The sequence below is a fragment of the Streptomyces sp. NPDC002884 genome (assembly GCF_040295245.1).
GTDB lineage: Bacteria > Actinomycetota > Actinomycetes > Streptomycetales > Streptomycetaceae > Streptomyces.
In genome coordinates, this window is sequence record NZ_JBEOVB010000002.1 from 469542 (window position 1) to 493054 (window position 23513).

Sequence of the window (23513 nt, forward strand, 5' to 3'; positions counted from 1 at the left end):
CGCCCCTCAACTTCGTTTCGCAGGAGAGCAATCCCATGGCTGAAGTCCTCGTCTTCGTCGACCACGTGGACGGTGCCGTCCGCAAGCCCACCCTGGAGCTGCTGACGCTGGCCCGCCGCATCGGCGAGCCGGTCGCCGTCGCCCTCGGCGCGGGCGCCGAGAACACCGCCGCCGCGCTGGCCGAGCACGGCGCCGTCAAGGTGCTGACCCACGACGCGTCCGAGTACGCCGACTACCTCGTCGTACCCAAGGTCGACGCGCTCCAGGCCGCGGTCGAGTCGGTCTCCCCGGCCGCCGTCCTCGTGCCGTCCTCCGCCGAGGGCAAGGAGATCGCGGCCCGTCTGGCGCTGCGCATCGGCTCCGGCATCATCACCGACGCCACCGACCTCGAGGCCGGCGCCGAGGGCCCGGTGGCCACCCAGTCGGTGTTCGCCGCGTCCTTCACCACCAAGTCCCGGGTCTCCAAGGGCACCCCGGTCATCACCGTGAAGCCGAACTCGGCCGCCGTCGAGGCCGCCCCGGCCGCCGGCGCCGTCGAGGCCCTCGCGGTGACCTTCTCCGCCCAGGCCACCGGCACCAAGGTCACCGGCCGCACCCCGCGCGAGTCGACCGGCCGCCCGGACCTGACCGAGGCCGCGATCGTGGTCTCCGGCGGCCGCGGCGTCAACGGCGCCGAGAACTTCGCCCTCATCGAGTCCCTCGCCGACTCCCTCGGCGCGGCCGTCGGCGCCTCCCGCGCCGCGGTGGACGCCGGCTGGTACCCGCACACCAACCAGGTCGGCCAGACCGGCAAGTCCGTCTCGCCGCAGCTCTACATCGCCAACGGCATCTCGGGCGCCATCCAGCACCGCGCCGGCATGCAGACCTCGAAGACCATCGTGGCCGTCAACAAGGACGCCGAGGCCCCGATCTTCGACCTGGTCGACTACGGCGTCGTCGGCGACCTGTTCGACGTCGTCCCGCAGCTCACCGAGGAGATCAACACCCGCAAGGGCTGATCACCCGGCAGTCGCCGCACTGTCCGAGGCCCCCGTGACCGCGACGGTCACGGGGGCCTCGGCTCATTCCAGGGTCATCGAGGCCTGCACCGGCAGGTGGTCGCTCGGGTACTGGCCGTCCAGGCGGAAGGTGTCGGTCCACTCGCGGTGGACGGTGACGCCCGGCGTCGCCAGGATCCAGTCGATGCGGTCCCCGTTCGGCGTGAGGGGCTTGTACCCGTGGTAGGTCGCATAGGCCCCGCCACGCGCGCGTGCCGTGTCCCAGGTGTCGACCAGCCCGGCGGTCAGCAGCCTGTCATAGACCGGATTGACGTGGGCGACGGCGTTGAAGTCGCCGGTCAGCAGCAGCGGCAGGGAACGGTCCAGGCGGGCGATCCGCGCGGCGATCAGGTCGGCGGAGCGCACGCGCGCGTACTGGCTGGCGTTGTCGAGATGGGTGTTGAGGACGTAGAACTCCTGCCGCGCGCGCAGATCACGGAAGCGGACCCAGGTGACCGTGCGGGGGTAGTCCGCCCCCCAGGTGTTGGAGCCGAGCACCTCGGGTGTGTCGGAGAGCCAGAAGTGCGCGTGCTCGACCGGGACGAGCCGACGGGTGTCGTAGAAGACGGCCACCGCCTCCGGGTCCTCCACGCTGCGGCCCTCGCCGATCCAGTCGTAGTGCGGACCGAGGTCGGTCTCGATGTCGCGCAACTGGGCCGGCAGACCCTCCTGGGTGCCGATGACGTGCGGGGCCGCCCGGCGCAGCAGGGCGCGCATCACCGGACGGCGGACCGCCCAGGTGTGGGAGTCCTTGGCACCCGTGTAGCGGAGATTGAAGGTCATGACCTTCAGTGGCGGCGGTGGCACGGTCGCGGGCTGAAGCGCCCCGCGTGCCGGGCTCTCGTGCCGGGTGGCGGACGACCCGGCCGTGCCCAGCAGGGGCACGGTCGCCAGGACGGCCAAGGCCGTGCGCAGTCCCGCCCGTCGGGTCTGCCCCGTGGTGCCGATCATATTTTCCCTCCCTTGTGAGACAGGATGAAGGTGAGGACGGTTGTGCGGAAGAGGGAGTCGGTGTGCCGGTGAGTGAGGGGACCGCGCCGTGGACAGGGTGTTGACCTGCCGGAAGCCGCACGGATAGCTTCGTTCTACGGATTGTTGATTCCGTACAGCGGAAAAACCGGAGGGTGTGGAATGGGTCAGGGCCAGCAGGAGACGGTCACGACGAGCCTCGCGGGCGCCGTCAGCGAGGAGATCAGCGCCTCCCTCGCCCCGGTCGACGCCGAACTCGACCGCCGCTACCCCGGCGACCCCGGCACCCGCCAGCCCGTCCACACCGTCTACGTCCCCGGCGACGCCTTCGGCGCCGACACGATCCGTTCCTGGGGCGACCGGGCCCTCGCCGCCCTCGACGAGCACGCCCCCGACGCGGCCTCCTTCGCCGCCTGTCTCGGCCTCTCCCAGGACCTCGCCGAGCCCGTGTACGCGCGCGTGCGGGCCAAGCTGGAGCGCGAGCCCGTCGAGGACCTGCGCGTCGACTTCGAGGACGGCTACGGCCCCCGCCCGGACGCCGAGGAGGACGAGACGGCCGCCCGCGCGGCCCGGCTGATCGCGGAGGCGGCCGCGAAGGGCACCGCGGCCCCGTACATGGGCATCCGCATGAAGTGCATGGAGGCCGCGGTACGCGACCGGGGCATCCGCACCCTCGACATCTTCCTCACCGGCCTGATGGAGCACGGCGGCCTCCCCGACGGCCTGGTCCTGACCCTCCCGAAGGTGACCTATCCGGAGCAGGTCACCGCGATGGTCCGGCTCCTGGCGGCCTTCGAGCGGACGCGGGGACTCGACGCCGGACGGCTCGGCTTCGAGATCCAGATCGAGACCAGCCAGTCCATCCTCGCCACGGACGGCACCGCCACGGTCGCCCGCATGATCCAGGCGGCCGAGGGCCGCGCCACCGGCCTCCACTACGGCACCTTCGACTACAGCGCCTGTCTCGGCGTCTCCGCCGCCTACCAGGCCGGCGACCACCCCGCCGCCGACCACGCCAAGGCGGTCATGCAGGTCGCGGCGGCCGGCACCGGGGTGCGGGTCTCGGACGGCTCCACGAACGTGCTGCCGGTCGGCCCGACCGAACAGGTCCACGCCGCCTGGCGCCTGCACTACGGCCTCACCCGCCGCGCCCTGTCCCGCGCCTACTACCAGGGCTGGGACATGCACCCCGGCCACATCCCCACCCGTTACGCGGCCGTCTTCGCCTTCTACCGCGAGGGCTTCGCCCAGGCCGCCGAGCGGCTCTCGCGATACGCCGACCGGACCGCCGGCGCTGTGATGGACGAGCCCGCGACCGCCAAGGCCCTCAGCGGCTACCTGCTGCGCGGTCTGGACTGCGGCGCCCTCGACCCCGCCGAGGTGGCCGGCGCGACCGGACTCACCCGGGCGGCCCTGGAAGGCTTCGCGACACCGCGGCGCGGCGATCTGACGGCCTGCGCGCAGTAGCGGGCGGCGGCCGGAGGAGCAGGGCGGGCAGGGCGTCCCCGCCCGGCACCGGTACCGCACGGCGATACCGCAACCCCTGCTCCACCGGCCTCTGTTCAGCGGTGACTACTGCTGAGGGAGCTCGTACGGACGCGTGATGATCTCCATGCCGTGCCCGGCCGGATCCATGAAGTACACGCCCCGGCCGCCGTGGTGACGGTTGATCTCACCCGGCTGCCTGCCGTGCGGATCGGCGAAGTACGTGATCCCCGCCCGCTCGATCCGCTCGAAGGCCGCGTCGAACTCCTCGTCCGAGACGAGGAACGCGTAGTGCTGCATGACGATCGACTCCACCGGGATGGCGGCGAAGTCCAGGGTGACGCCGTTGCTGGTGCTCACCGGGACGAACGGGCCCCACTCGGGGCCGACTTCGAGTCCCAGGACGTGGGCGAGGAACTCGGCGGACTCCCGGTTGTCACGGGAGTGGACGATGGTGTGGTTCAGCTCTACTGACATGTGTGGAATGCCTCCGTAAGGCAAACTCACGGGCACCTCCATGCCTCACCCGGTCGGTGACCGACACGCGACGCCGTTCGATCACTTTATCGGACGCGCAGGTGCTCGAGGCCGGACGCGGTCACCCACTTCTCTTCCGCGAACAGACGGGTGCCCTGCTCGCACCGCCGTGCGTCGGCCCGCGCGCGGGCGCAGAACTCCTCCGGCGTCGACCCGAACAGCCGCCGCAACGCAGCTGAACGGGCGAGGAGTTCGGCGATCAGGGCGCGCTGCCCCGGATGGGTCCGCGGCACGCCGTCGCCGTTGTGCAGCACACCATGGTGATTCACGTACGCGAACGCGTCGAGGAGTGCCTCGCCGTTCTCCAGCTCGACCCGGAATCCGGGCGCGGGCAGCAGGACCCGGTCGTAGTTCGGCTCCGTCGCGTCGATCAGGGCGAGCTGTTCCGGGTCGAGCCAGATGACGAACAGCTCCCTCGTGACGGAGGGGGCGTCGACCGGGGACGCGGACACATAGCCGAGGCGGCTGACATGCGCCGAGACGCCGATGTCGATGCCCGTGACCCTGGCCTTCACCATGGGGACGGCTGAGGTGACCGCGAACCGGGCCATCTTGTCCCGCAGTTGGGCGGGACTGGCGTTGGAGCCGACGGCCACGACCGGAGTACGGCCGGGATGGGTCAGCCGGTCCAGCGGCAGCAGCTCGTCCCCGCGGAGCAGCCCGGACGCGGCCGGCCAGGCGCCGGGATAGCTCAGCGGGTGGTCGCGCGGCGCGTCGGCCAGGCCGAGTGCCCGAAGGGTGCGGTGCTCGTCGCGGGCGTCCATGGGCGTCTCAGTCGGCCGGCGGCAGCTCGCCCGAGCCGCGCGTGACGAGCCGGGTCGGCAGTTGGATGCGCTCGGGGGTGATCAGCGTGCCGTCCAGCTGTCCGAACAGGCGCTCCGCGGCGGTCCGGCCGAGCGTGGCCGCGTCCTGGGCGATCACGGTGACCCCCGGCTGGAGCAGGTCGGCGAGCTCCAGATCGTCGAAGGCCACCAGGGCGACCGGGCGGCTCCGCTCGGCGAGCACCCGGATCACGGTGACGGTCACCCGGTTGTTGCCCGAGAAGATCGCCGTGACCGGCGCGGGCCCGGACAGCATCTCCTCGGCCGCGCGGCGCACCCGCAGGGGATCGGTGGCGCCCAGCGACATCCAGGCGTCCTCGACCGGTATGCCCGCGTCCTCCATCGCCGTCCGGTAGCCGCGCAGCCGCTCGGCGGCGGTGTGGATGCGCGGCATGTCGCCGATGAAGCCGATCCGGCGGTGCCCGTGCGTCACCAGGTGGGTCACGCCCTCGTGCGCGCCGCCGAAGTTGTCCGACAGGACGCAGTCGGCGTCGATCTGCCCGGCCGGCCGGTCCACGAACACCGTGGCGACGCCCGCCTTGATCTCGGGCTCCAGGTACCGGTGGTCGTCACCGGCCGGGATCACCACCAGTCCGTCCACCCGGCGCGCGCACAGCGCCAGCGCCAGCTCCTGCTCCCGGTCCGGGTCCTCGGCGCTGGAGCCGTTGATGAGCAGTGCGCCGTGGGCTCGGGCCACCTCCTCCACCGCGCGGCTGAGCGGCCCGTAGAACGGGTCGGCGAGATCCTCCAGGACCAGGCCGATACTGGCCGTGCTCCCCTTGCGCAGCACCCGGGCGCTGTCGTTGCGGCGGAAACCGAGCGCGTCGATGGCCTCCTGGACACGTCGTTCCGTCTCGGGCGTGACGCCCGGCTCGCCGTTCACCACGCGTGAGACCGTCTTGAGGCCGACTCCGGCGCGAGCGGCGACGTCCTTCATGGTGGGACGGTTGCCGTAGCGGCTCTCGGGCCGGCGCTGCGTCTCGGGCACGATGCTGTGTCCTGTCCTGTCGTCCACGGGAGGTGCGCCCTGCACGCCGTCCACAAGATGTTGCGCACGGGGATGCGTGGGTCCCAGGGTTTGTATGAGGATGTGGCGTCGAGCATAGAGCCTGGACAACGTTGTCAGATGCGGGAGACACTGTCCACCGCAATCTCCGGCCCGCGTCCCCCAACCGCTGGACCGGCCAGTCCTTTCCATGGTGGACCGGGAGAAACCAGACTGATGTACACCGACCTCGTGGCCGCGCTCGACATCGGCGGCACCAAGATCGCCGGAGCGCTGGTGGACGGCGACGGCACGATCCTGGCCCGCGCGCAGCGCCCCACGCCCGCCCAGGAGAACGGCGACACCGTGATGCGGGCCGCCGAGGAGGCGCTGGCGGAGCTGACCGCGTCTCCGCTGTGGGGGCGCGTCCGAGCCGTCGGCATCGGCAGCGCGGGCCCGGTGGACGCCTCGGCGGGCACGGTCAGCCCGGTGAACGTGCCCGGCTGGCGCGACTTTCCGCTGGTCGACCGGGTCCGGGCGGTGACGGGGAACCTTCCGGTCGAGCTCATCGGCGACGGCGTGGCGATCACGGCGGCCGAACACTGGCAGGGCGCCGCTCGCGGGCACGACAACGCGCTGTGCATGGTGGTCTCCACCGGTGTCGGCGGCGGCCTGGTCCTCGGCGGCCGGCTGCACCCCGGCCCCACCGGCAACGCCGGCCACATCGGCCACATCAGCGTCGAACTCGACGGCGATCTGTGCCCGTGCGGCGGGCGCGGCTGCGTGGAACGCATCGCCAGCGGCCCCAACATCGCCCGTCGCGCCCTGGAGAACGGCTGGCTGCCCGGCCCCGACGGCGACACCTCCGCGGCCGCGGTGGCCGCCGCCGCCCGCGCGGGCGACCCGGTCGCCGTGGCCTCCTTCGAACGGGCCGCCCAGGCCCTGGCCGCCGGAATCGCGGCCACGGCGACCCTCGTCGAGATCGACATCGCGGTGGTCGGCGGGGGTGTGGGCAAGGCGGGCGAGGTGCTCTTCGCCCCCCTGCGCCGGGCGCTCCGCGACTACGCCACCCTCTCCTTCGTCCAGCGCCTGACCGTCACGCCCGCACAGATGGGCACGGACGCGGGCCTGGTGGGAGCGGCGGCGGCAGCGCTGTCGGCGAGCGCGGAGGCCGGGGCGGAGGCGGGCACGACGGCGGCAGGAGTCTGACGCCGGCGGGCGGCCCCTGAAGGAACGTTCCACCGTCGAGGCGGCGCAGGAGGCGGTCGCGGACCGGCTTCGCCGGCGCTCGTGTCGCGGTGCCCGCCGCGGGGCGACCGGGCGCCGCGTGCGCGCGGGTGGAGGCCTGCGGGCGTGGGGCCTGCGCGAGTGGAGGCCGGAGTGGGTGGGGGCCGGCGTGGCGGTCGGCCGGGTGCTGGTCACTCGGGGTGGGCCGGACCGGCTGCCCGCCCGTCGTGACCGGGTTCCCGCTGCTCCCGGGCGGTGTGGGGGCGGTGGCGGACCACCGGCGTGCCGCTGCCCGTCGCGGTGCTCGCGGCGGGTGACCGGGGTGGCGCGGGCCGGGGCCCGTGCCCCCGGTCACCCGCCGGGAGTTACTCGGCGACGGGCCGGACCGTTGTCCCGGCCGCGGTGACGGCGCTCCAGCCGCTCCAGGAGGGGATGGCCTCGCGCGAGCGTCGCCAGTCGGCGGGGACGCCGTGCGTGCCGGTCCGGGACGCGACGACGCCTCCCGCGACGGCGCAGGTCGTGTCGCGGTCGCCCCACCCGCCGACGGTCTGCCACAGCGCCTCGGGCAGGTCGTCCAGGTGGCCCGCGGCGGACCAGAGGGCGAACGGCACCGTGTCCGCGGCCGAGATCAGCGTCCCCGAGCCGAGCACGGACGCCGCGTGGCGCACCGAGGTGCGCTCGGGGAAGCCCGCGGCCACCAGCAGCCCGGAGCGGACGTCGCTGTCCGGCAGGTGCGAGGCGACCTCCCGCAGGAACGAGGCCCGCGCCGGGACGTCCCCACCCGCGCCCGCGGCCGCCAGCGCGGCGGCGATGGCCACGGCCACCGCGCCCGCGACCGCCTCGGGGTGGGCATGCGTGGCCAGCGCGGACAGCCGGGCCTGCTCGCGGGCCGCGGCGAGGTCGTCCATGAACCAGGCGCCCAGCGGGGCGACCCGCATCGCGGCGCCGTTGCCGTACGAACCCTGTCCGCCGAACTGTCCCGTCGTCACCGCCCGCCAGTCCTCGCCCTCGCCGACGCGCCGCAGCACGCTGTGCATGGACGGGCCGTACGCACGCCCCGGGTCGCGGCGGTACTCGGCGGCGAACTGCCGTGCCAGGTCGCCCGGACGGACCTCCCCGTGCTCCGTCAGATGGGCGAACAGGACGAACGCCATCGCCGAGTCGTCCGTCCACGGCCACGGCGCGGGACGCGGCTCGCGTGCCGCCCACAGCTCCTCGGCGGGCTCGTCGGAGCGGGTGAACCAGCTGTCGCCGAAGGCGTCGCCCGTCACGAGACCGTCCAGACTGGCATGGGCATGCTGCGGGTCGATCATGGCGAAGCTCCTCCGAACCGTCGGTGACCACGGCATTCTCGCCCCAGGCCGGCCCATCGTGCGCGCGGATAGGGGCACGAGGCGTGACCCCGTGCCCGCCGACGCCGTTGATCCCCGCATGAAGAAGCGCAGCATGCTCGCCATCGCCTCCCTCGCCACCGGCTTCGTCGTCGCGGCGATCACCCCCTCGCACGGCGTGGGCGGTGCGGACCTCAACGGACTGAACGTGGGTGACACGCTCAGCACGCTCGACCACACCATCGCCAGCGACAGCCTGGCCGTCGACGACGACGCCCTGGGGCAGAACGGCTGACGGACCGGGCCAGGACCACCGACGCCGTGGCGCGGGCACCCCACCGGGAGGGGGCCGGCGCCACGGCGTTCGTGCGCCCTCAACGGGAACTGGTTTCCGTGGCAGGGTGGAGCGGGCAAGCCACAGGGGGCCAACAGAAGAGGGGGAACTGTGACCGTCGTCTGGATCAACGGCGCGTTCGGTGCGGGGAAGACCACCACCGCACGGGAATTGATCGACCTGATCCCGAACAGCACGCTCTTCGACCCCGAGGTCATCGGCGGAGCACTCCCGCACCTGCTGCCGCCCAAACGTCTCGCCGAGGTCGGCGACTTCCAGGACCTGCCGATCTGGCGACGGCTCGTGATCGACACGGCGGCCGCGCTGCTCGCCGAGCTGGGCGGCACCCTCGTCGTCCCCATGACCCTGCTGCGCCAGGAGTACCGCGACGAGATCTTCGGCGGTCTCGCCGCCCGCCGGATCTCGGTCCGGCATGTCCTCCTCGCTCCGGGGGAAACGATCCTGCGCGAGCGAACAGCCGCCCGTGAGGTCCCCCCGGACCTCCCCGACGGCGAGATACGGATCCGTCAGTGGTCGTACGATCACATCGAGACGTACCACGCGGCACTCGCCTCCTGGCTCACCGCAGATGCCCATCCCGTCGACAACGGAGTCCTCACTCCGCAGGAGACGGCCGCCCGGATAGCCGAGGCCGTGGGCAGTGGCGCCGTGGCCGCGTGCGACATCGTGCAGACCCCCGAGCCCACCGCCGAGACGGTCGCGGCCGGGGTCCTCCTCTTCGACGAGCGGGACCGGGTACTGCTCGTCGACCCGACGTACAAACCCGGCTGGGAGTTTCCCGGCGGGGTCGTGGAGCCCGGCGAGGCGCCCGCGCGCGCGGGCGTGCGCGAGGTCGAGGAGGAGACCGGGATCCGGCTGGACGACCTACCCCGGCTGCTGGTCGTCGACTGGGAACGGCCGGCGCCGCCCGCCTACGGCGGACTGCGTCTCCTCTTCGACGGCGGTCGGCTCGACGACGCAGCCGTGGCGGGGCTGCTGCTGCCCGGCCCCGAACTGCGGGCCTGGCGCTTCGTCACGGAGGAGGAGGCTGCCGGCCTCCTGCCGCCGGTCCGCTACGAGCGGCTGCGCTGGGCGCTGCGCGCCCGCGAGCGCGGGGCGGCGCTGTATCTCGAGGCGGGCGTGCCGACCGAGTGAGCGCCGCTACCGGATCGGGACCCGCCGCAGCGCCTCCACCGGAAACGCAGCCGGCCGGCTCTCCTCCCGGAACCGCCGCTCGACTCCTTCCCCAGCCCCGGCGACCGTGGCATGACGGCTGACGAGCGCGGCGGCCCCGTCCGAGATGCCCGATGGGTGAGGCCCTCCGTCGACGGGGGAGTGGGTCAGCCGGCTGCGTAGTTGCGCAGGAACAGGGCCTCCGCCACCGAGAGCCGCTCCAGTTCCTCGGGGGACACGCTCTCGTCGATCGCGTGGATCTGCGCCTCCGGCTCGCTCAGGCCGATGAGGAGGATCTCCGCCTGCGGGTAGAGGTCGGCCAGGGTGTTGCAGAGCGGGATGGAACCGCCCTGCCCCGCGTACTGCATGTCCTGGCCGGGGTAGGCGATCGCCATCGCGTCGGCCATCGCCGCGTACGCCGGGCTGCCGGTGTCGGCGCTGAACGCCTGGCCCTGGCCGATCTGTTCGGTGCTCACGCGCGCGCCCCACGGCGTGTGGGCCTCCAGATGGGCCTGGAGCAGCTTCGTCGCCTGGGCCGCGTCCACGCCCGGCGGCACCCGGAGGCTGATCAGCGCGCGGGCACCCGCCTGCACGGACGGGGTGGCGCCGACGACCGGCGGGCAGTCGATGCCCAGCACGGTCACGGCGGGGCGGGCCCAGATGCGGTCGGCGACCGTGCCGGAGCCGATCAGGCCGACGCCGTCCAGGACCTTGGCGTCCTGGCGGAACAGTGCCTCGTCGTACTGGAGGCCTTCCCAGCGCGCGTCGTCGGTGAGGCCGTCGACGGTCGTGGAGCCGTCCTCGGCGCGCAGCGAGTCCAGCACACGGATCAGCGCGCCCAGCGCGTCCGGCGCCGCCCCGCCGAACTGGCCGGAGTGCAGATTGCCCTCGAGGGTGTCGATCTGCACCCGCATCATGGTCATACCGCGCAGGGTGGAGGTGACGGTCGGCAGACCCACCCGGAAGTTGCCCGCGTCGCCGATGACGATGGTGTCGGCCGCCAGCAGGTCGGGGTGCTGCTCGGCATACCGCTCCAGACCGCCGGTGCCCTGTTCCTCGGAGCCCTCCACGATCACCTTCACACCGACCGGGACGCCCCCGTTCGCCTTGAGGGCGCGCAGCGCGAGCAGATGCATGATGACGCCGCCCTTGCAGTCGGCGCTGCCGCGGCCGTACCAGCGGCCGTCGCGCTCCGTCAGCTCGAAGGGCGGGGTGGTCCAGGCGGCCTCGTCCAGCGGCGGCTGCACGTCGTAGTGGGCGTAGAGCAGGACCGTCCTGGCACCGGCGGGGCCGGGCAGGCAGCCGTACACCGACTGGGTGCCGTCCGGGGTGTCGAGCAGGGCCACGTCCTGGAATCCCTCGGCGCGCAGCGCGTCCGCGATCCAGTTCGCGGCGGCCTCGCTCTCGCTCCTGGGGAACCGGTCGAAGTCCGCCACCGACTTGAAGGCCACCAGCTCGGTGAGCTCCGCCCGTGCCCTGGGCAGCAACGAGGCGACGGTCTCGGCGACCGGATTCGACGACATGGGCACGCTCCTTGTGGGTGCGACGTTGTACTGGTGTGTACTGGTCCGTACGGGTGACCGTGCGAGCGTACGCGCCTGCCGGAATGCGGGGCGCGCGCGCCGCCGATCCTCCCACAGCGGACCGTGGCGATCTCCGCCGTAGGATGCGGGGGACAGGTGCGGCAAGCGGCTTGATCAGGAGCAGTAGACCATCGTGAGCAGCGAGAACTCTCCGGCGGACGACGAGAACTCTTCGGCGGACGACGCGCGGCAGGTGTGGGACGTAGTCGTGGTGGGCGCGGGCCCCGCAGGGGCTTCGGCCGCCTACGCGGCGGCGGTCACAGGACGGCGGGTGCTGTTGCTGGAGAAGGCGGAGCTGCCCCGCTACAAGACGTGCGGCGGCGGCATCATCGGCCCCTCCCGCGACGCGCTGCCACCCGGCTTCGAGCTGCCCTTCCGGGACCGGGTGCACGCGGTGACCTTCTCGAACAACGGGCGGTTCACCCGCACCCGCCGCTCCCGGCAGATGCTGTTCGGGCTGATCAACCGGCCCGAGTTCGACCACCAGCTCGTCGAGCACGCCCAGAAGGCGGGCGCCGAGCTGCGCACGGGCGTCTCCGTGCAGCGGGTCGAGCAGCACGGCTCGGCGGTGCCGGACCGGCGCACGGTCGCGGTCGTCCTCCAGGGCGGCGAGACGGTGCTGGCGCGCGTGGTGGTCGGCGCGGACGGCAGCGCGAGCCGCATAGGGGCCCATGTCGGGGTGAAGCTCGACCAGGTGGATCTCGGCCTGGAGGCGGAGATCCCGGTGCCGGAGACGGTCGCCGAGGACTGGAAGGGCCGCGTCCTCATCGACTGGGGTCCGATGCCCGGCAGCTACGGCTGGGTCTTCCCCAAGGGGGACACGCTGACCGTCGGCGTCATCTCGGCGCGTGGCGAGGGCGCGGCGACCAAGCGCTACCTGGAGGACTTCATCGGACGGCTCGGCCTCGCCGGGTTCGAGCCGAGCATCTCCTCCGGCCATCTGACCCGCTGCCGGGCCGACGACTCCCCGCTCTCGCGCGGACGGGTGCTGGTCTGCGGCGACGCGGCCGGGCTGCTGGAGCCGTGGACCCGCGAGGGCATCTCCTTCGCGCTGCGCTCGGGCCGGCTCGCCGGCGAGTGGGCGGTCCGTATCGCCGAGGCGCACGACGCGGTGGACGCCCGTCGGCAGGCGCTGAACTACGCCTTCGCGATCAAGGCCGGCCTCGGCGTGGAGATGAGCGTCGGCAAGCGGCTGCTCACTCTCTTCGAGCGCCGTCCCGGGCTCTTCCACGCCGCCCTGACCGGTTTCCGCCCGGCCTGGCGGTCGTTCACCGACATCACCCGCGGCCGGACGACCCTGGGCGAGCTCATCCGCTCGCATCCGATGGCCCAGCGGGCACTGACCGCGGTGGACCGGCGCCAGGCGGCGACTGCCGGTCCGGTGGCCGAGCCGGCGGCCGAGGAGAGCGGCTCCTGACCCGAAGGGCGCGGATCACCGTCGATCGGTGACGGTGATCCGGAACACCGGGTGGTCGGGGGCGATACGGCGCATCTCGGTGTCGGGCGAGTCGGGACCCACCCCGTTGAAGAAGACGCCGACCTCGGCCTTCCAGCGCTTGAGGTAGGCGCGCAGCAACGGCGTCTTGTCGTCGTCGGCGACCTCGACCGCCGTGAACTCCTCCACGTTCTTGCCGAGGCGCAGCTCACCGCCGCCCACCGCCCGCATGTTGTGCGTCCACTGGACGTGGCCGCGCGGTGCGATCAGGTACTGCTGCCCGTCCACGGTGAGCAGGTTGACGGGGGTCGTCCGCCACTCGCCGCTCTTGCGGCCGCGGACCGCCAGGACCCGGGAACCCCAGACGCTCAGACCCCGGCGCGTCAGCCAGGCCACGGTGCGGTTGAGGACATTGACGGTGAACCAGCTGGGCTTCTGCACGTGGGCGGACATGGCTGCTGCCTCCTGAAGGGGAAAGTGTGAGCACTGCTCTCGCTCGACTCGAGTCTGCCGTAGGTCGGTGCTCCAGAGCAAGAGCAGTGCTCTCTGTTTTGTGCACCGATCACTATTGGGTGCGGTGCTCTGCTTTCGTGGCACACTGGCACACATGAGCAGCACCGTTCGAGGGGCCCGAGCCCGCGCCAGGATCGAAGTCACCGCCGCCATCAAGGAGGAGGCAGGCAGACAGCTCGCGTCCGAGGGAGCGGCCAAGCTCTCGCTGCGAGCCGTGGCCCGTGAGCTCGGCATGGTCTCCTCCGCCGTGTACCGCTACTTCCCGAGCCGCGACGACCTGCTCACCGCACTCATCATCGACGCCTACGACTCCCTCGGCGAGGCCGCGGAAGCCGCGCACGCGGCGGTCGCCGACGCCGTCACCGACGCCACTCCCGTCGAGCGCTGGGTCGCGGTCGGCGAGGCGGTGCGCGGCTGGGCGCTGGCACATCCGCAGGAGTACGCGCTGATCTACGGCTCGCCGGTGCCCGGCTACAGCGCGCCCCTGACGACCGTCCCGGCGGCCGCCCGTGTCGGCCTGCTCCTCATCGGCATCGTGCGGGACGCGCACGAGGCACACGCGCTGGAGGTGCCGCTCCTGACGGACGAACTGGTCCCCGAGGCGGTCCGGCTGGCGGCCGACCTGGCCCCCGACCTCCCCCCGGGGGCCGTCGCGGCACTCGTGGCGGCGTGGGCCCAGCTGTACGGACTGGTCGGGTTCGAGCTGTTCGGGCAGTTCAACCGCGTCGTCGAGGAGCGCGAGCCGTTCTTCCGGTACTCCGTCACGCGCCTCGCCCGCCAGGTGGGACTCCGCTAGGCACACCGCCGGGCACACCGCTGGGCGTCCGCCGGGCCTGGGAACTTCCGCTGAAGGCCGGTGACGAAGGCCACCGACCGTCCCCAGGGGCGGCGCGTACTTCCAGGGGAGTACGCCTGATCACCTCGCCCGGCGGACGTCCGGCGCGGTCGGCGGCGTCTAGCGTGGCGGACATGGAAGACGAGCGGACGCGTGGGCCCGGCGGCCCGGGACAGTGGTGGTCGCACCGGTCGCCGCCCTGGCCGCGCCGCCCGGAGGGCCGGGAGGGCGGGGCGGACCCGGAGTCGCGGGCCGCGCGACGGCCCTGGCGGTCCACCGTGCTGCTCACCGTCTTCGTCCTCGTCGGCTCGAACTTCGCGGCCCATGCGCAGGAGGGTGAGCGGGCACCGCTCGACGCCTTCGCGTGCGCGCTGCTGGTGCTCGCCTCCGGGTTGCTGCTGTGGCGGCAGCGCCACCCGGTGGCCGTCGTGTTCGGCACGGCGTCCGCCGCCGCGCTCTACCTGGGCGCCGGCTACCCGTACGGACCCGTCTTCCTGACGGTGGCCGTGGCCGTCTTCACCGCCGTCGTCGCCGGGCACCGGCGGGCCGCCTGGACCGCTCTGGGCCTGCTGTGGGCCGTCCATCTGCTGGTCGCGCACTGGCTGTACCGGTGGCTGCCGCCTGACGGCGACGACCTGGCCTCCTTCGGGCAGGAGATCGTCGTCGCGGGATGGGCCGTGGCGATCGTGGCGATCGCGGAGCTGGCCCGGATCCGGCGCGAGCAGTGGGCCCGTGAACGGGCCGAGCGCGCCGAGGCCACCCGGCGGCGCGCCGACGAGGAACGGCTGCGGATCGCCCGCGAACTGCACGACGTCCTCGCGCACAGCCTCTCGGTGATCAACGTGCAGTCGGGCGTCGGCCTCGCGCTCCTCGACTCCGACCCGGAGCAGGCGCGCACCGCGCTCACCACCATCAAGTTCGCCAGCAAGGAGGCGCTGGGCGAGGTGCGCCAAGTGCTCGACAGCCTCCGCACGCCGGGGGACGCGCCGCGCGCCCCCGCACCCGGACTGGACCGGCTGCCCGAACTGGTGGAGCAGGCGGCGCGCGCGGGGCTCACGGTCGATGTCGCGGGCCGGCCGCCCCGGTTGCCGCCGCACACGGATCTCGCCGCCTTCCGCATCGTCCAGGAGGCCCTCACCAACGTCGTACGCCACTCGGGCTCGCGCCATGCGCGCGTGCGGCTCGATCAGGGTGGCGGGACGCTGCGGCTGCGTATCGACGACGACGGTCCGGCATCCGGCGCCGACGCGGGCGGCAGCGGCAACGGTCTCGCCGGGATGCGGGAGCGGGCCGCGTCCCTCGGTGGCACGATCGAGGCGGGACCGCGGCCCGACGGAGGCTTCCGGGTGCTCGCCGTACTGCCCACGAGGGCCGGGGCGGAACAGTGAGCGGGGAAGGCCCGGCGAACGGGGCGGGACGGGTGGACGGGGCAGAGCGGGTGGACGGGGCAGAGCGGGTGGGAAACCGGGCACGGCCGGTGGACGAGGGGGACCTGTGGACGAGAGAGGACCCGTGGACGGGAGGGGACCCGTGGACGAGGGAGGCGCGGTGATCCGCGTACTGCTCGCCGACGACCAGTCGTTGGTCCGGGCGGGGTTCCGGGCCCTGTTGGACGCGCAGCCGGACATCGAGGTGGCGGCCGAGGCCGCCGACGGGGAGGAAGCGGTGCGCGCGGTGCGTGAACTACGTCCCGACGTCGTGCTGATGGACATCCGGATGCCTCACCTCGACGGTCTGGCCGCCACCCGTCGGGTCACCGACGACGAGGCGCTCTCCCACGTCAAGGTCATCATGCTCACCACCTTCGAACTCGACGAGTACGTCTTCGAGGCGATCCGCTCGGGCGCTTCGGGCTTCCTGGTCAAGGACACCGAACCGGAGGAACTCCTGCGTGCCGTAAGGGCGGTGGTAGCCGGCGACGCGCTGCTCTCGCCGGGAGTCACCCGCCGCCTCATCGCCGAGTTCGCGGCCCGCTCCAAGGAGCCCGCGGCGGTCGGCGCGTTGAGCCGGCTCACCGAGCGGGAACGGGAGGTGATGGCGCTGGTCGGGATCGGCCTGTCCAACGAGGAGATCGCCCGCAGGCTGGTGGTCAGCCCGCTCACCGCCAAGACGCACGTGAGCCGCACGATGGTGAAGCTGGGCGCCCGGGACCGGGCCCAACTGGTCGTCCTGGCCTACGAGTCGGGGCTGGTCCGGCCGGGCTGGCTGGGCTGAGCGGCCGTACGCAGGCGGACGAGCACGGAGACCACCCGGACCAGGAACACCACGGGCGCGAGCGCCAGGCCCGCCCGCAGCAGCGACTTCTCCGCCAGGTGCGGCAGTTCGAACAGCAGCGCCGGACCGGCGACCGCCCCGAAGAGCACCGCCGCCGCGAACGCCGCGCTGAACAGCGCGTATCCGATCTCGACGGTGATCGCGTCCCGCTCGGCCTGTGTGCGCCGGCCCCCGTACCCGCTCATACGGCGAGTCTCACAGGTGTGCGCCCGGCGAGGCAATCGGCCCCGCCGGGCGCACTCCTGGAGGCGGCTTCCCCCTCAGGACCCGTCGGTCCGAACAGGCCCCGGGTGAGGACCTGTTCGGACCGACGGGTCTAGTCGCGGGCCCCCACGGGCTCCGCGTCCGCCTCCGCCACGGTGGACCTGGCGATCACGACCGAGTTCCGGGTGCGCCGGGTGCGCAGTCCGGGGAGGGTGATGAGCAGGCCCGCGGCGGCGATGACCGTCACCACGGCCAGCCCCGGCCGGTAGCTGTCGAGGACGGCCTGCGGGGTGGGGTCGGCCGGGGCTCCCGCGGTCACCACCGCCGTCACCACCGCGAGGAAGATCGCGCCGCCCACCTGCACCGAGGTGTTGAGCAGCCCCGAGACCATGCCCTGCTCATGGTCCGCCACGCCGTTGGTGGCCTGGATGTTGAGCGAGGGGAAGACCAGCGCGCAGGCCGCGCCGATCAGCAGCATGGTGGGCAGGATCACCGACGCGTACACCGGGTCGAGATCGACGCGCAGGAACAGCGCGTATCCCGTGACCATGAAGGCGAAGCCCGCCGCGATCAGCCGGGGAGTGCCGAACCGGTCGACGATCGAGCCCATCTTGGTCGAGGACACCGCGACCAGCGCACCGGCCGGCAGGAAGGCGAGCGCCGTGTGCAGCGCCGACCAGCCGAGCAGCGTCTGCATGTAGAGGGTGGCCAGGAACTGGAAGCCGACGTACGAGCCGAAGAAGGCCATCGCGCCGAGCTGGGCACGGATCTGGCTGCCGGAACGCAGGACGCCGAGCCGGATCAGCGGACCGGCCGAGCGGCGCTCGACGCGTACGAAGACGGTCAGCAGGACGGCGACGGCGAGGAACGACAGCAGCGTACGGGCGGAGGTCCAGCCGGACTCCGGCGCCTGGACCACGGTGAAGACCAGCAGCAGCATCGACGCGGTGCCGAGGACGGCGCCGGGCACGTCGTAGCCGTTGTGGTCCTTCTCGCGTTCGCTGCGCGGCAGCAGCTTCAGGCCGGCGACCAGCGCGATCAGGGCGATCGGCGCGGGCAGCAGCATGGTGAGACGCCAACTCGCCTCGGTGAGCAGGCCGGAGAGGACCAGGCCCATCGAGAAGCCGGTGGCGGCGCAGGTGGTGTAGATGGAGAGCGCCCGGTTGCGCAGCGGTCCCTCCGGGAACGTCGTGGTGATGATGGACAGGCCGGCCGGGGCCGTGAAGGCGGCGCTCAGGCCCTTGATGAACCGGCTCGCGATCAGCAGCGGACCCGAGTCGACCAGCCCGCCGAGCAGCGAGGCCAGCGCGAAGACACCGAGGGCGATCAGGAAGACCCGGCGGCGGCCGAGCAGGTCGGCCGCGCGACCGCCGAGCAGGAGCAGGCCGCCGTAGCCCAGGATGTAGCCGCTGACGATCCATTGCAGGGTCGAGGTGGTGAGGCCGAGGTCGGAGCCGATGGACGGCAGGGCGACGCCGACCATCGACACGTCCAGCGCGTCCAGGAACATCGCGGCGCACAGCACCAGCAGGGTGCCCCACAGCCGCGAGGTCCAGCGGCCCTCGGCGAGAGGGGACGCGGGGGAGGGGAGCGGAGAGGTCATGACGCAGACACTACATGCGCATGCATCGAATGCAAGTGCATTTAATTCCGATGCAATAATCGGTGTTCTCTGCTACGGTGCGCCCCATGGCGGCGAAGAAGGGCGAGGCCGGGACCGAGGTCGAGCAGGCGCTCGTGGAACAGTGGCGGGACATGCTGGCGCTGCATGCGCGGACCCAGTGCGAACTCGACCGGGCGCTGCACCAACACGGCCTGTGCGGAAGCGACTTCGAGGTGCTCGACGTCCTCGCGGAGTCGGCGGCGCCGGACGGCTCGTGCAGCTATCGCGTCCAGGAGATCGCCGAGCGCGTCCATCTCAGTCAGAGCGCGCTGTCGAGGCTCGTCGCCCGTCTGGAGAAGGACGGTCTGGTCGAGCGCGGCATGTGCGCGGAGGACCGCAGAGGCGTCCGGGTCGCGCTCACCGGGAAGGGACGCGCGCTGCACGGCGACGTACGGCCGGTGCAGCGCGCGGTGTTGAGCCGGATGCTGACGGACTGACCGCGCCGGCCCGTCAGTTGACGGCGGACTTCTCCCGCCACAGCGTCGCCAGCGCGGCGTCCCCGGTCACGGCCGGCAGCGGCAGCCGGTTCCACAACGACAGGTAGAGCAGTGCCGCGGGACCGGACACCTCGCAGTCGGCGTCCGCTTCGCCGTTCCGCTCGGTCACGGGCGGCTCCGACGACAGACGTACGGTCCACACGGCGTCGGCCGTGTCCGTCGCCCGTACCCGCAGGACCCGGGGTCCGTCGGTCCGCACCCGGCTCTTCTCGCGCGCGTGGAACCCGCGCAGCAGCTCGTCGATGCCGTCCGCCGCGAAGTCGACGGCGATCTCCCGGGCGATCTCCTCGGGCGCGCGCCCACGGGCCGACTCCGCGTCCACGCGGTGCACGGCCGTCTCGTGCGCCTGCCGTCTCGCCCAGAACGCGAGCGCCGACGGCGCGGGCAGGAAGTGCCAGCACCGCAGGTCGGGCGGGGCGCTGGACAAGGTGCCGACGAGTCGCAGGTGGCCCTCGCGGAACCACTCCAGCAGCGGGTCGCCGTCGAGCTCCGGCGGTTCGTCGAAGGGGCGGAACGACGGGTTGCCCTCGGCCACGAACGACGTCGCCCAGCGGTGCACCGCGCCTGTGTGCAGCAGCAGGTCCCTGACCTGCCAGGCCGGACAGGTCGGCACCTTCGCGTCGGGGCCCGCTTCCGCCGCCGCGGAGGCGAGCGACCGGCCCTCCTGGTCCAGGACGCGGATGAACTCGGCAGTATCCATGTGGGGGAGTGTGCCGGACGGAGTGCGGTCGCGGGGAGGGGCGGCGGTCTTCAGCCGGCCGTCGCCCGGCGGGTGGCGAAGCCGATCGCCGCGGCCGCCGCAGCCAGTACGGCCACGCTGGTGAGGGCGGCGGGCAGGGAGAACCAGTCGGCCATGAAGCCGATGGCGGGCGGACCCAGGAGCATGCCGCCGTAACCGAGCGTCGAGGCGGTGGCGACGCCGCTCGGGCCGGCCAGGGCGCCCGCCCGTTCGACGGCCACCGGGAAGAGGTTGGCCAGACCGAGCCCCGCGATCGAGTAGCCGAGGAGCGCCGCCCACAGGGCCGGGGCGAGGGCGCCGAGCAGCATCCCCGCCGCCGCGACACCGCCGCCCAGCACGACCGTACGGGTGTGGCCGAGCCGTTCGAGGAGGGTGGTGCCGGTGAGCCGGCCGATGGTCATGGCGAGCGCGAAACACGAGTACCCGGCCGCGGCGACCCCCGCGGAGGAGCCCAGGTCCTGTCGCAGATGCAGGGCGCCCCAGTCGGCGAGGGCCCCTTCGCCGTAGGCCGTGCAGAGGGCGATGAGACCGAAGACGACGACGAGACGACGGGTGCGGGGCGCCGACCGGTGCGGGGCCGCCTTCGCGGGCGTCGGATCCTGGGGCCCGGCGGTGGCACCCGCGGGCCCGGCGGTGGCACCCGCGGGCCCGGCGGTGGCATCCGTGGGTCCGGAGGTGGCGTGCGCGGGTCCGGCCGCGGCATCCGGGGGCCCGGCGGAGACATCCGCGGGTCCGGAGGTGGCGTGCTCGGGCGGCCGGGGCGGCTCCTGCCGGAGCAGCGTGGGTGCCGTGAGCGCGGTGACGAGCAGGCCGATGATCCCGAGGCCCAGCAGATGGTGCGTGGGGGACAGGGATCCCGCGACCAGCCCGCCGAGACCGGCGCCGATCATGCCGCCCAGGCTGAAGGCGGCGTGGAAGGTGGGCATGACCGGCCTGCGCAGTGCCGCGACCAGATCGACGGCGGCGCTGTTGAAGGCGACGTTGATGCTGCCGTACGCCGCGCCGAACAGCAGCAGGACGGCGCCGAGCGCGGCGGCGGAGTGGGTGAGCGGGGGAAGCGTGACGCTGAGGGAGAGCAGGACCGCGCAGACCACGGTGACCGGGTGGCTGCCGTAGCGGCTGCACAGACGGCCGGTGAACATCATCGTGATCACCGCGCCCGCGGAGACGCCGAGGAGCGCCAGACCGAGGGTGCTGGGGGAGGCGCCGGTCTGTTCCTTGATGGCGGGGATCCGGACGACCCACCCGGCGAAGACGAAGCCGTCAAGGGCGAAGAACGTGGTCAGGGCGATACGGAGCCGGACGAGGTCGGTGCCGTGACCCGGCACCGCGTCGCGCGTTCGGGTTTTGTTTATTTGCGGCACAAAATCAGGCTAAGCGGTCGCCCTGTGCTGAACAAGGCCGGGGCTTCGGCACCGGCCCCCTCGGCGGATCGCTCGTCACCGGTCGGGCAGGGTGACGAGCGCTCGGAGGGGGCTGTCCGATGTCGTGTGCCCGGTGTCGCGTGGCCGGGGGCGCGTGCCGGGTGACGGCACGGGGTGTCCGCGTACCGCGTCGTCAGGGCAGCAGTCGTCGCTCCTTGGCGACCGCCACCGCGCCCGACCGCGTCTCCACTCCCAACTTGCCGTAGATCCGGCCGAGATGGGTCTTGACCGTCGCCTCGCTGATGAACAGCGCCCGGGCGATCTCGCGGTTGCCCAGGCCGCGGGCCAGTTGAGCGAGGATCTCGTGCTCACGGGCGGACAGCGCGGGACGCGGACTGCGCAGCCTGGTCAGCAGCCGGTCGGCGACGGGGGCCGACAGCGCGGTGCGGCCGGCCGCCGCGGAGTGGATCGCCGCGAAGAGTTCGTCCGGCCGTTCCGCCTTGAGCAGGTAGCCGGTGGCGCCCGCCTCGATGGCCCGGGTGATGTCGGCGTCGGTGTCGAACATCGTGAGCACCAGAACCCGGGGACCCGCCTCCGGGCCGCCGGTCAGCTGCCGCGTGGCCGTCACGCCGTCCATGCCGCCGTCGAGCTGAAGGTCCATCAGCACCACGTCGGGGCGCAGCCGGGCGGCCAGGGCGAGAGCCTCCTCGCCGGTGCCCGCCTCGCCGACCACGTCGATGCCGTCGGCGCTGGACAGCAGGGCCCGCAGTCCGGCCCGGACGACGGCGTGGTCGTCGCAGAGCAGCAGCCGGACGGGCGGCGGGGACACGGACGCGCTCACGCGACGGGCTCCTTGAGGGGATCGGGGACGAACGAGGTCAGGGGCACGGCGACGGTGACGACGGTGCCCTCGCCCGGGGCGGACTCGACGCTGAGCGTGCCGCCCGCCTGCCGGGCCCGGATCCGCATGGCCGGCAGCCCGTGCCCGCGCGTGCGGTCCCGTTCCGGCATCGGAGCCGAGTCCGGAGCCTCCGGGTCCGCAGCCCTGGTGTCGGGAGCCTCCGGGTCCGCAGCCCTGGTGTCGGGAGCCTCCGGGTCCGCAGCCCTGGTGTCGGGAGCCCCCGAGTTCGGAGCCCCGGTGTCGGGAGCCTCCGTGTCGGGAGCCCCAGGGTTCGGAGCCGCCGTGTCCGGAGCCGGGTCCGGGGCGGTGTCTGGAGGGGAGTCGGGAGAGGCGGCCGCGGCGAGTGCGTCGCCGGCACCCCGGGAGCGAGCCGGTCCGTCCGGCCCCGTCCCCGTCCCCGGCCCCGGCCCCGGTCCCGGCTCCCTCCCCCGCTCCTTCCCCCGCTCCTTCTCCCTCCCCGTCCCCGGCCCGAATCCGCGCCCGTTGTCGGCGACGTCCAGGGACACCAGGTCGTCCAGGCAGGTCAGGGTCAGGACACCGCGGGTCGCCGCGGCGTGTTCGCGTACGTTGGCCAGCGCCCCCTGGGCGATGCGCAGGAGCGCGGCCTCGACCCGTTCGGGCAGCGGGCCCGGGTCGCCGTCGAGCCGGAACTCCACGGCCAGGCCGGGCCCGCTCTCCCGCGCGGCGAGCACGGCGAGGGCCTCGGGGAGCGAATGTGCGGCGAGGTCGGCCGGCGCCAGGTCGTGTACGAACCGACGGGCCTCGGCGAGGCCCCGGGAGGAGATCTCGGCGGCCTCGCGAAGGTGCTCCCGGGCCGTGTCCGGGTCCGACTCCCAGACGCGCTCGGCCGCGTGCAGCAGCATCCGCTGGCTGGACAGGCCCTGCGCGAGGGTGTCGTGGATCTCCGTGGACAGCCGCTGACGCTCCGCGAGGACACCCGCCTGCCGCTCGGAGGCCGCGAGGTCGCGACGGGTCCGGACCAGATCGTCGATCAGCACCCGCTGCCGGGCCCCCTGGCGCTGCAGATGGACCATCACGGCGGTGGCCACCGCGGCGACGGCCGGCGGGGCGACGACCATGTTGGGATTGAGCGCGCCGTCGGCCACGCGCACCTCCGAGACCACGACCAGCGCGGTGAGCACGGCCGCGAGCGGCACCGCGATCCGGGGCGGCAGCGCGTGCAGGCCGGCGAACAGCAGCGGCATGGCACACCAGGTCGCGCTCGGCGCGAGCACCAGAAGCGCCACCCAGACGGCCGACACCGAGCCGAGCCACGCCAGATGGCGCGAGGTCGGCGCGGAACCGGGCCGGGGCGCAGGCGCCAGGAACCGCCCGAGGACGTAGAGCAGGCAGAAGGCCGCGTACAGCGTCAGCACCCATCCGGTGTGCGTCCCGCCCCGGTCGCGGCTCAGGAAGCGGACGAACGAGGAGCCGAGCAGCACGAAGAACGCGAGGTGCACGACCGTGCCGAGCCAGCGCTCGTCCGGATCGGTGTGTCTCATCCTCCGTGTCTAACGTGACGGACGCCCGGTCGCATCAACCGATCGGCTGACATCCGGGTCGCCCGGACCGACCGGCGGGCCGGGACGGTCGAACGACGCGGTCA

General features: G+C 73.2%; 23 protein-coding genes. 10 read left to right on the top strand and 13 right to left on the bottom strand.

Going from position 1 to position 23513, the window contains the following annotated elements; genetic code table 11:
• Nucleotides 1-35: 35 nt before the first annotated feature.
• On the top strand, nucleotides 36-998 hold the full coding sequence (locus tag ABT070_RS06435) for an electron transfer flavoprotein subunit alpha/FixB family protein (protein WP_351755500.1): 963 nt from the start codon (nucleotides 36-38) through the stop codon (nucleotides 996-998).
• 63 nt (nucleotides 999-1061) lie between these two features.
• On the opposite strand, the gene ABT070_RS06440 is transcribed toward ABT070_RS06435, so the two are convergent.
• Nucleotides 1062-1988, bottom strand: a complete 927-nt coding sequence (locus tag ABT070_RS06440; RefSeq protein WP_351755502.1) for an endonuclease/exonuclease/phosphatase family protein — start codon at nucleotides 1986-1988, stop codon at nucleotides 1062-1064.
• 180 nt (nucleotides 1989-2168) lie between these two features.
• On the opposite strand from ABT070_RS06440, the gene ABT070_RS06445 reads away from it, so the two are divergent.
• Nucleotides 2169-3473, top strand: a complete 1305-nt coding sequence (locus tag ABT070_RS06445) for a DUF6986 family protein (RefSeq protein WP_351755505.1) — start codon at nucleotides 2169-2171, stop codon at nucleotides 3471-3473.
• Nucleotides 3474-3578: 105 nt separating this feature from the next.
• On the opposite strand, the gene ABT070_RS06450 is transcribed toward ABT070_RS06445, so the two are convergent.
• From ABT070_RS06450 to ABT070_RS06460, 3 genes are all read right to left on the bottom strand, one after another.
• Nucleotides 3579-3968, bottom strand: coding sequence for a VOC family protein (locus tag ABT070_RS06450; protein WP_351755508.1), 390 nt, complete (start codon nucleotides 3966-3968; stop codon nucleotides 3579-3581).
• A gap of 86 nt (nucleotides 3969-4054) precedes the next feature.
• Entirely contained in the window at nucleotides 4055-4792 is a 738-nt protein-coding gene (locus ABT070_RS06455; RefSeq protein ID WP_351755511.1) for a hypothetical protein, read from the bottom strand.
• A 7-nt stretch (nucleotides 4793-4799) separates the two neighbouring features.
• Nucleotides 4800-5837, bottom strand: coding sequence for a LacI family DNA-binding transcriptional regulator (locus ABT070_RS06460; RefSeq protein ID WP_351755514.1), 1038 nt, complete (start codon nucleotides 5835-5837; stop codon nucleotides 4800-4802).
• Nucleotides 5838-6071: 234 nt separating this feature from the next.
• On the opposite strand from ABT070_RS06460, the gene ABT070_RS06465 reads away from it, so the two are divergent.
• Complete coding sequence (locus tag ABT070_RS06465) at nucleotides 6072-7043, top strand: ROK family protein (RefSeq protein WP_351755516.1); 972 nt, start codon at nucleotides 6072-6074, stop codon at nucleotides 7041-7043.
• Nucleotides 7044-7426: 383 nt separating this feature from the next.
• On the opposite strand, the gene ABT070_RS06470 is transcribed toward ABT070_RS06465, so the two are convergent.
• Entirely contained in the window at nucleotides 7427-8374 is a 948-nt protein-coding gene (locus ABT070_RS06470; protein ID WP_351755519.1) for an ADP-ribosylglycohydrolase family protein, read from the bottom strand.
• 118 nt (nucleotides 8375-8492) lie between these two features.
• On the opposite strand from ABT070_RS06470, the gene ABT070_RS06475 reads away from it, so the two are divergent.
• Both ABT070_RS06475 and ABT070_RS06480 read left to right on the top strand, forming a co-directional pair.
• Nucleotides 8493-8687 (top strand): hypothetical protein, encoded by a 195-nt coding sequence (locus ABT070_RS06475; RefSeq protein ID WP_351755521.1) that lies wholly within the window; start codon nucleotides 8493-8495, stop codon nucleotides 8685-8687.
• Nucleotides 8688-8837: 150 nt separating this feature from the next.
• Nucleotides 8838-9881, top strand: a complete 1044-nt coding sequence (locus ABT070_RS06480; protein WP_351755523.1) for an NUDIX hydrolase — start codon at nucleotides 8838-8840, stop codon at nucleotides 9879-9881.
• A 185-nt stretch (nucleotides 9882-10066) separates the two neighbouring features.
• On the opposite strand, the gene ABT070_RS06485 is transcribed toward ABT070_RS06480, so the two are convergent.
• Nucleotides 10067-11422: a dipeptidase gene (locus ABT070_RS06485; RefSeq protein WP_351755526.1), complete on the bottom strand. Its 1356-nt coding sequence runs from the start codon at nucleotides 11420-11422 to the stop codon at nucleotides 10067-10069.
• Nucleotides 11423-11615: 193 nt separating this feature from the next.
• Between ABT070_RS06485 and ABT070_RS06490 the strand changes: the two genes are divergently transcribed.
• Nucleotides 11616-12899 (top strand): geranylgeranyl reductase family protein, encoded by a 1284-nt coding sequence (locus ABT070_RS06490; RefSeq protein WP_351755528.1) that lies wholly within the window; start codon nucleotides 11616-11618, stop codon nucleotides 12897-12899.
• Nucleotides 12900-12914: 15 nt separating this feature from the next.
• Here the strand turns inward: ABT070_RS06490 and ABT070_RS06495 are convergent, their stop codons facing one another.
• Nucleotides 12915-13370, bottom strand: a complete 456-nt coding sequence (locus ABT070_RS06495) for a nitroreductase family deazaflavin-dependent oxidoreductase (RefSeq protein ID WP_351755531.1) — start codon at nucleotides 13368-13370, stop codon at nucleotides 12915-12917.
• A 154-nt stretch (nucleotides 13371-13524) separates the two neighbouring features.
• Between ABT070_RS06495 and ABT070_RS06500 the strand changes: the two genes are divergently transcribed.
• From ABT070_RS06500 to ABT070_RS06510, 3 genes are all read left to right on the top strand, one after another.
• Nucleotides 13525-14226, top strand: coding sequence for a TetR/AcrR family transcriptional regulator (locus ABT070_RS06500; RefSeq protein WP_351755533.1), 702 nt, complete (start codon nucleotides 13525-13527; stop codon nucleotides 14224-14226).
• Nucleotides 14227-14399: 173 nt separating this feature from the next.
• Complete coding sequence (locus tag ABT070_RS06505; RefSeq protein ID WP_351755536.1) at nucleotides 14400-15653, top strand: sensor histidine kinase; 1254 nt, start codon at nucleotides 14400-14402, stop codon at nucleotides 15651-15653.
• A gap of 160 nt (nucleotides 15654-15813) precedes the next feature.
• A complete protein-coding gene (locus ABT070_RS06510; protein ID WP_351755995.1) occupies nucleotides 15814-16479 on the top strand; it encodes a response regulator in 666 nt (221 codons plus the stop codon).
• Here ABT070_RS06510 and ABT070_RS06515 read toward each other — a convergent pair.
• Both ABT070_RS06515 and ABT070_RS06520 read right to left on the bottom strand, forming a co-directional pair.
• Nucleotides 16440-16724, bottom strand: a complete 285-nt coding sequence (locus ABT070_RS06515; protein WP_351755539.1) for a DUF6332 family protein — start codon at nucleotides 16722-16724, stop codon at nucleotides 16440-16442. The genes ABT070_RS06510 and ABT070_RS06515 overlap by 40 nt on opposite strands.
• Nucleotides 16725-16855: 131 nt before the next feature.
• Nucleotides 16856-18346, bottom strand: a complete 1491-nt coding sequence (locus ABT070_RS06520) for an MFS transporter (protein ID WP_351755541.1) — start codon at nucleotides 18344-18346, stop codon at nucleotides 16856-16858.
• Between the two features lie 86 nt (nucleotides 18347-18432).
• Here ABT070_RS06520 and ABT070_RS06525 point away from each other — a divergent pair, with 86 nt between their 5' ends.
• Nucleotides 18433-18843 (top strand): MarR family winged helix-turn-helix transcriptional regulator, encoded by a 411-nt coding sequence (locus ABT070_RS06525; RefSeq protein WP_351755544.1) that lies wholly within the window; start codon nucleotides 18433-18435, stop codon nucleotides 18841-18843.
• 13 nt (nucleotides 18844-18856) lie between these two features.
• On the opposite strand, the gene ABT070_RS06530 is transcribed toward ABT070_RS06525, so the two are convergent.
• The 4 genes from ABT070_RS06530 to ABT070_RS06545 form a co-directional block, all read right to left on the bottom strand.
• Nucleotides 18857-19603 carry a maleylpyruvate isomerase family mycothiol-dependent enzyme gene (locus tag ABT070_RS06530; RefSeq protein WP_351755546.1) on the bottom strand — a complete coding sequence of 249 codons (747 nt, stop codon included), beginning with the start codon at nucleotides 19601-19603 and terminating at the stop codon, nucleotides 18857-18859.
• Nucleotides 19604-19653: 50 nt separating this feature from the next.
• Nucleotides 19654-21006, bottom strand: coding sequence for an MFS transporter (locus ABT070_RS06535; protein WP_451099737.1), 1353 nt, complete (start codon nucleotides 21004-21006; stop codon nucleotides 19654-19656).
• A gap of 193 nt (nucleotides 21007-21199) precedes the next feature.
• A complete protein-coding gene (locus ABT070_RS06540; protein ID WP_351755549.1) occupies nucleotides 21200-21847 on the bottom strand; it encodes a response regulator in 648 nt (215 codons plus the stop codon).
• A complete protein-coding gene (locus ABT070_RS06545; RefSeq protein WP_351755551.1) occupies nucleotides 21844-23409 on the bottom strand; it encodes a histidine kinase in 1566 nt (521 codons plus the stop codon). The genes ABT070_RS06540 and ABT070_RS06545 overlap by 4 nt, the downstream gene beginning before the upstream one ends.
• Between the last annotated feature and the right edge of the window lie 104 nt (nucleotides 23410-23513).

Excerpts from the sequence above, each read along its gene's own strand:
- ABT070_RS06435 (WP_351755500.1), top strand. The coding sequence starts at position 36 with ATGGCTGAAGTCCTCGTCTTCGTCGACCACGTGGACGGTGCCGTCCGC.
- ABT070_RS06470 (WP_351755519.1), bottom strand. The coding sequence starts at position 8,374 with ATGATCGACCCGCAGCATGCCCATGCCAGTCTGGACGGTCTCGTGACG.
- ABT070_RS06495 (WP_351755531.1), bottom strand. The coding sequence starts at position 13,370 with ATGTCCGCCCACGTGCAGAAGCCCAGCTGGTTCACCGTCAATGTCCTC.
- ABT070_RS06500 (WP_351755533.1), top strand. The coding sequence starts at position 13,525 with ATGAGCAGCACCGTTCGAGGGGCCCGAGCCCGCGCCAGGATCGAAGTC.
- ABT070_RS06450 (WP_351755508.1), bottom strand. The coding sequence starts at position 3,968 with ATGTCAGTAGAGCTGAACCACACCATCGTCCACTCCCGTGACAACCGG.
- ABT070_RS06530 (WP_351755546.1), bottom strand. The coding sequence starts at position 19,603 with ATGGATACTGCCGAGTTCATCCGCGTCCTGGACCAGGAGGGCCGGTCG.
- ABT070_RS06485 (WP_351755526.1), bottom strand. The coding sequence starts at position 11,422 with ATGTCGTCGAATCCGGTCGCCGAGACCGTCGCCTCGTTGCTGCCCAGG.
- ABT070_RS06505 (WP_351755536.1), top strand. The coding sequence starts at position 14,400 with ATGGAAGACGAGCGGACGCGTGGGCCCGGCGGCCCGGGACAGTGGTGG.
- ABT070_RS06525 (WP_351755544.1), top strand. The coding sequence starts at position 18,433 with ATGGCGGCGAAGAAGGGCGAGGCCGGGACCGAGGTCGAGCAGGCGCTC.
- ABT070_RS06545 (WP_351755551.1), bottom strand. The coding sequence starts at position 23,409 with ATGAGACACACCGATCCGGACGAGCGCTGGCTCGGCACGGTCGTGCAC.
- ABT070_RS06440 (WP_351755502.1), bottom strand. The coding sequence starts at position 1,988 with ATGATCGGCACCACGGGGCAGACCCGACGGGCGGGACTGCGCACGGCC.
- ABT070_RS06445 (WP_351755505.1), top strand. The coding sequence starts at position 2,169 with ATGGGTCAGGGCCAGCAGGAGACGGTCACGACGAGCCTCGCGGGCGCC.
- ABT070_RS06520 (WP_351755541.1), bottom strand. The coding sequence starts at position 18,346 with ATGACCTCTCCGCTCCCCTCCCCCGCGTCCCCTCTCGCCGAGGGCCGC.
- ABT070_RS06475 (WP_351755521.1), top strand. The coding sequence starts at position 8,493 with ATGAAGAAGCGCAGCATGCTCGCCATCGCCTCCCTCGCCACCGGCTTC.
- ABT070_RS06515 (WP_351755539.1), bottom strand. The coding sequence starts at position 16,724 with ATGAGCGGGTACGGGGGCCGGCGCACACAGGCCGAGCGGGACGCGATC.
- ABT070_RS06465 (WP_351755516.1), top strand. The coding sequence starts at position 6,072 with ATGTACACCGACCTCGTGGCCGCGCTCGACATCGGCGGCACCAAGATC.
- ABT070_RS06455 (WP_351755511.1), bottom strand. The coding sequence starts at position 4,792 with ATGGACGCCCGCGACGAGCACCGCACCCTTCGGGCACTCGGCCTGGCC.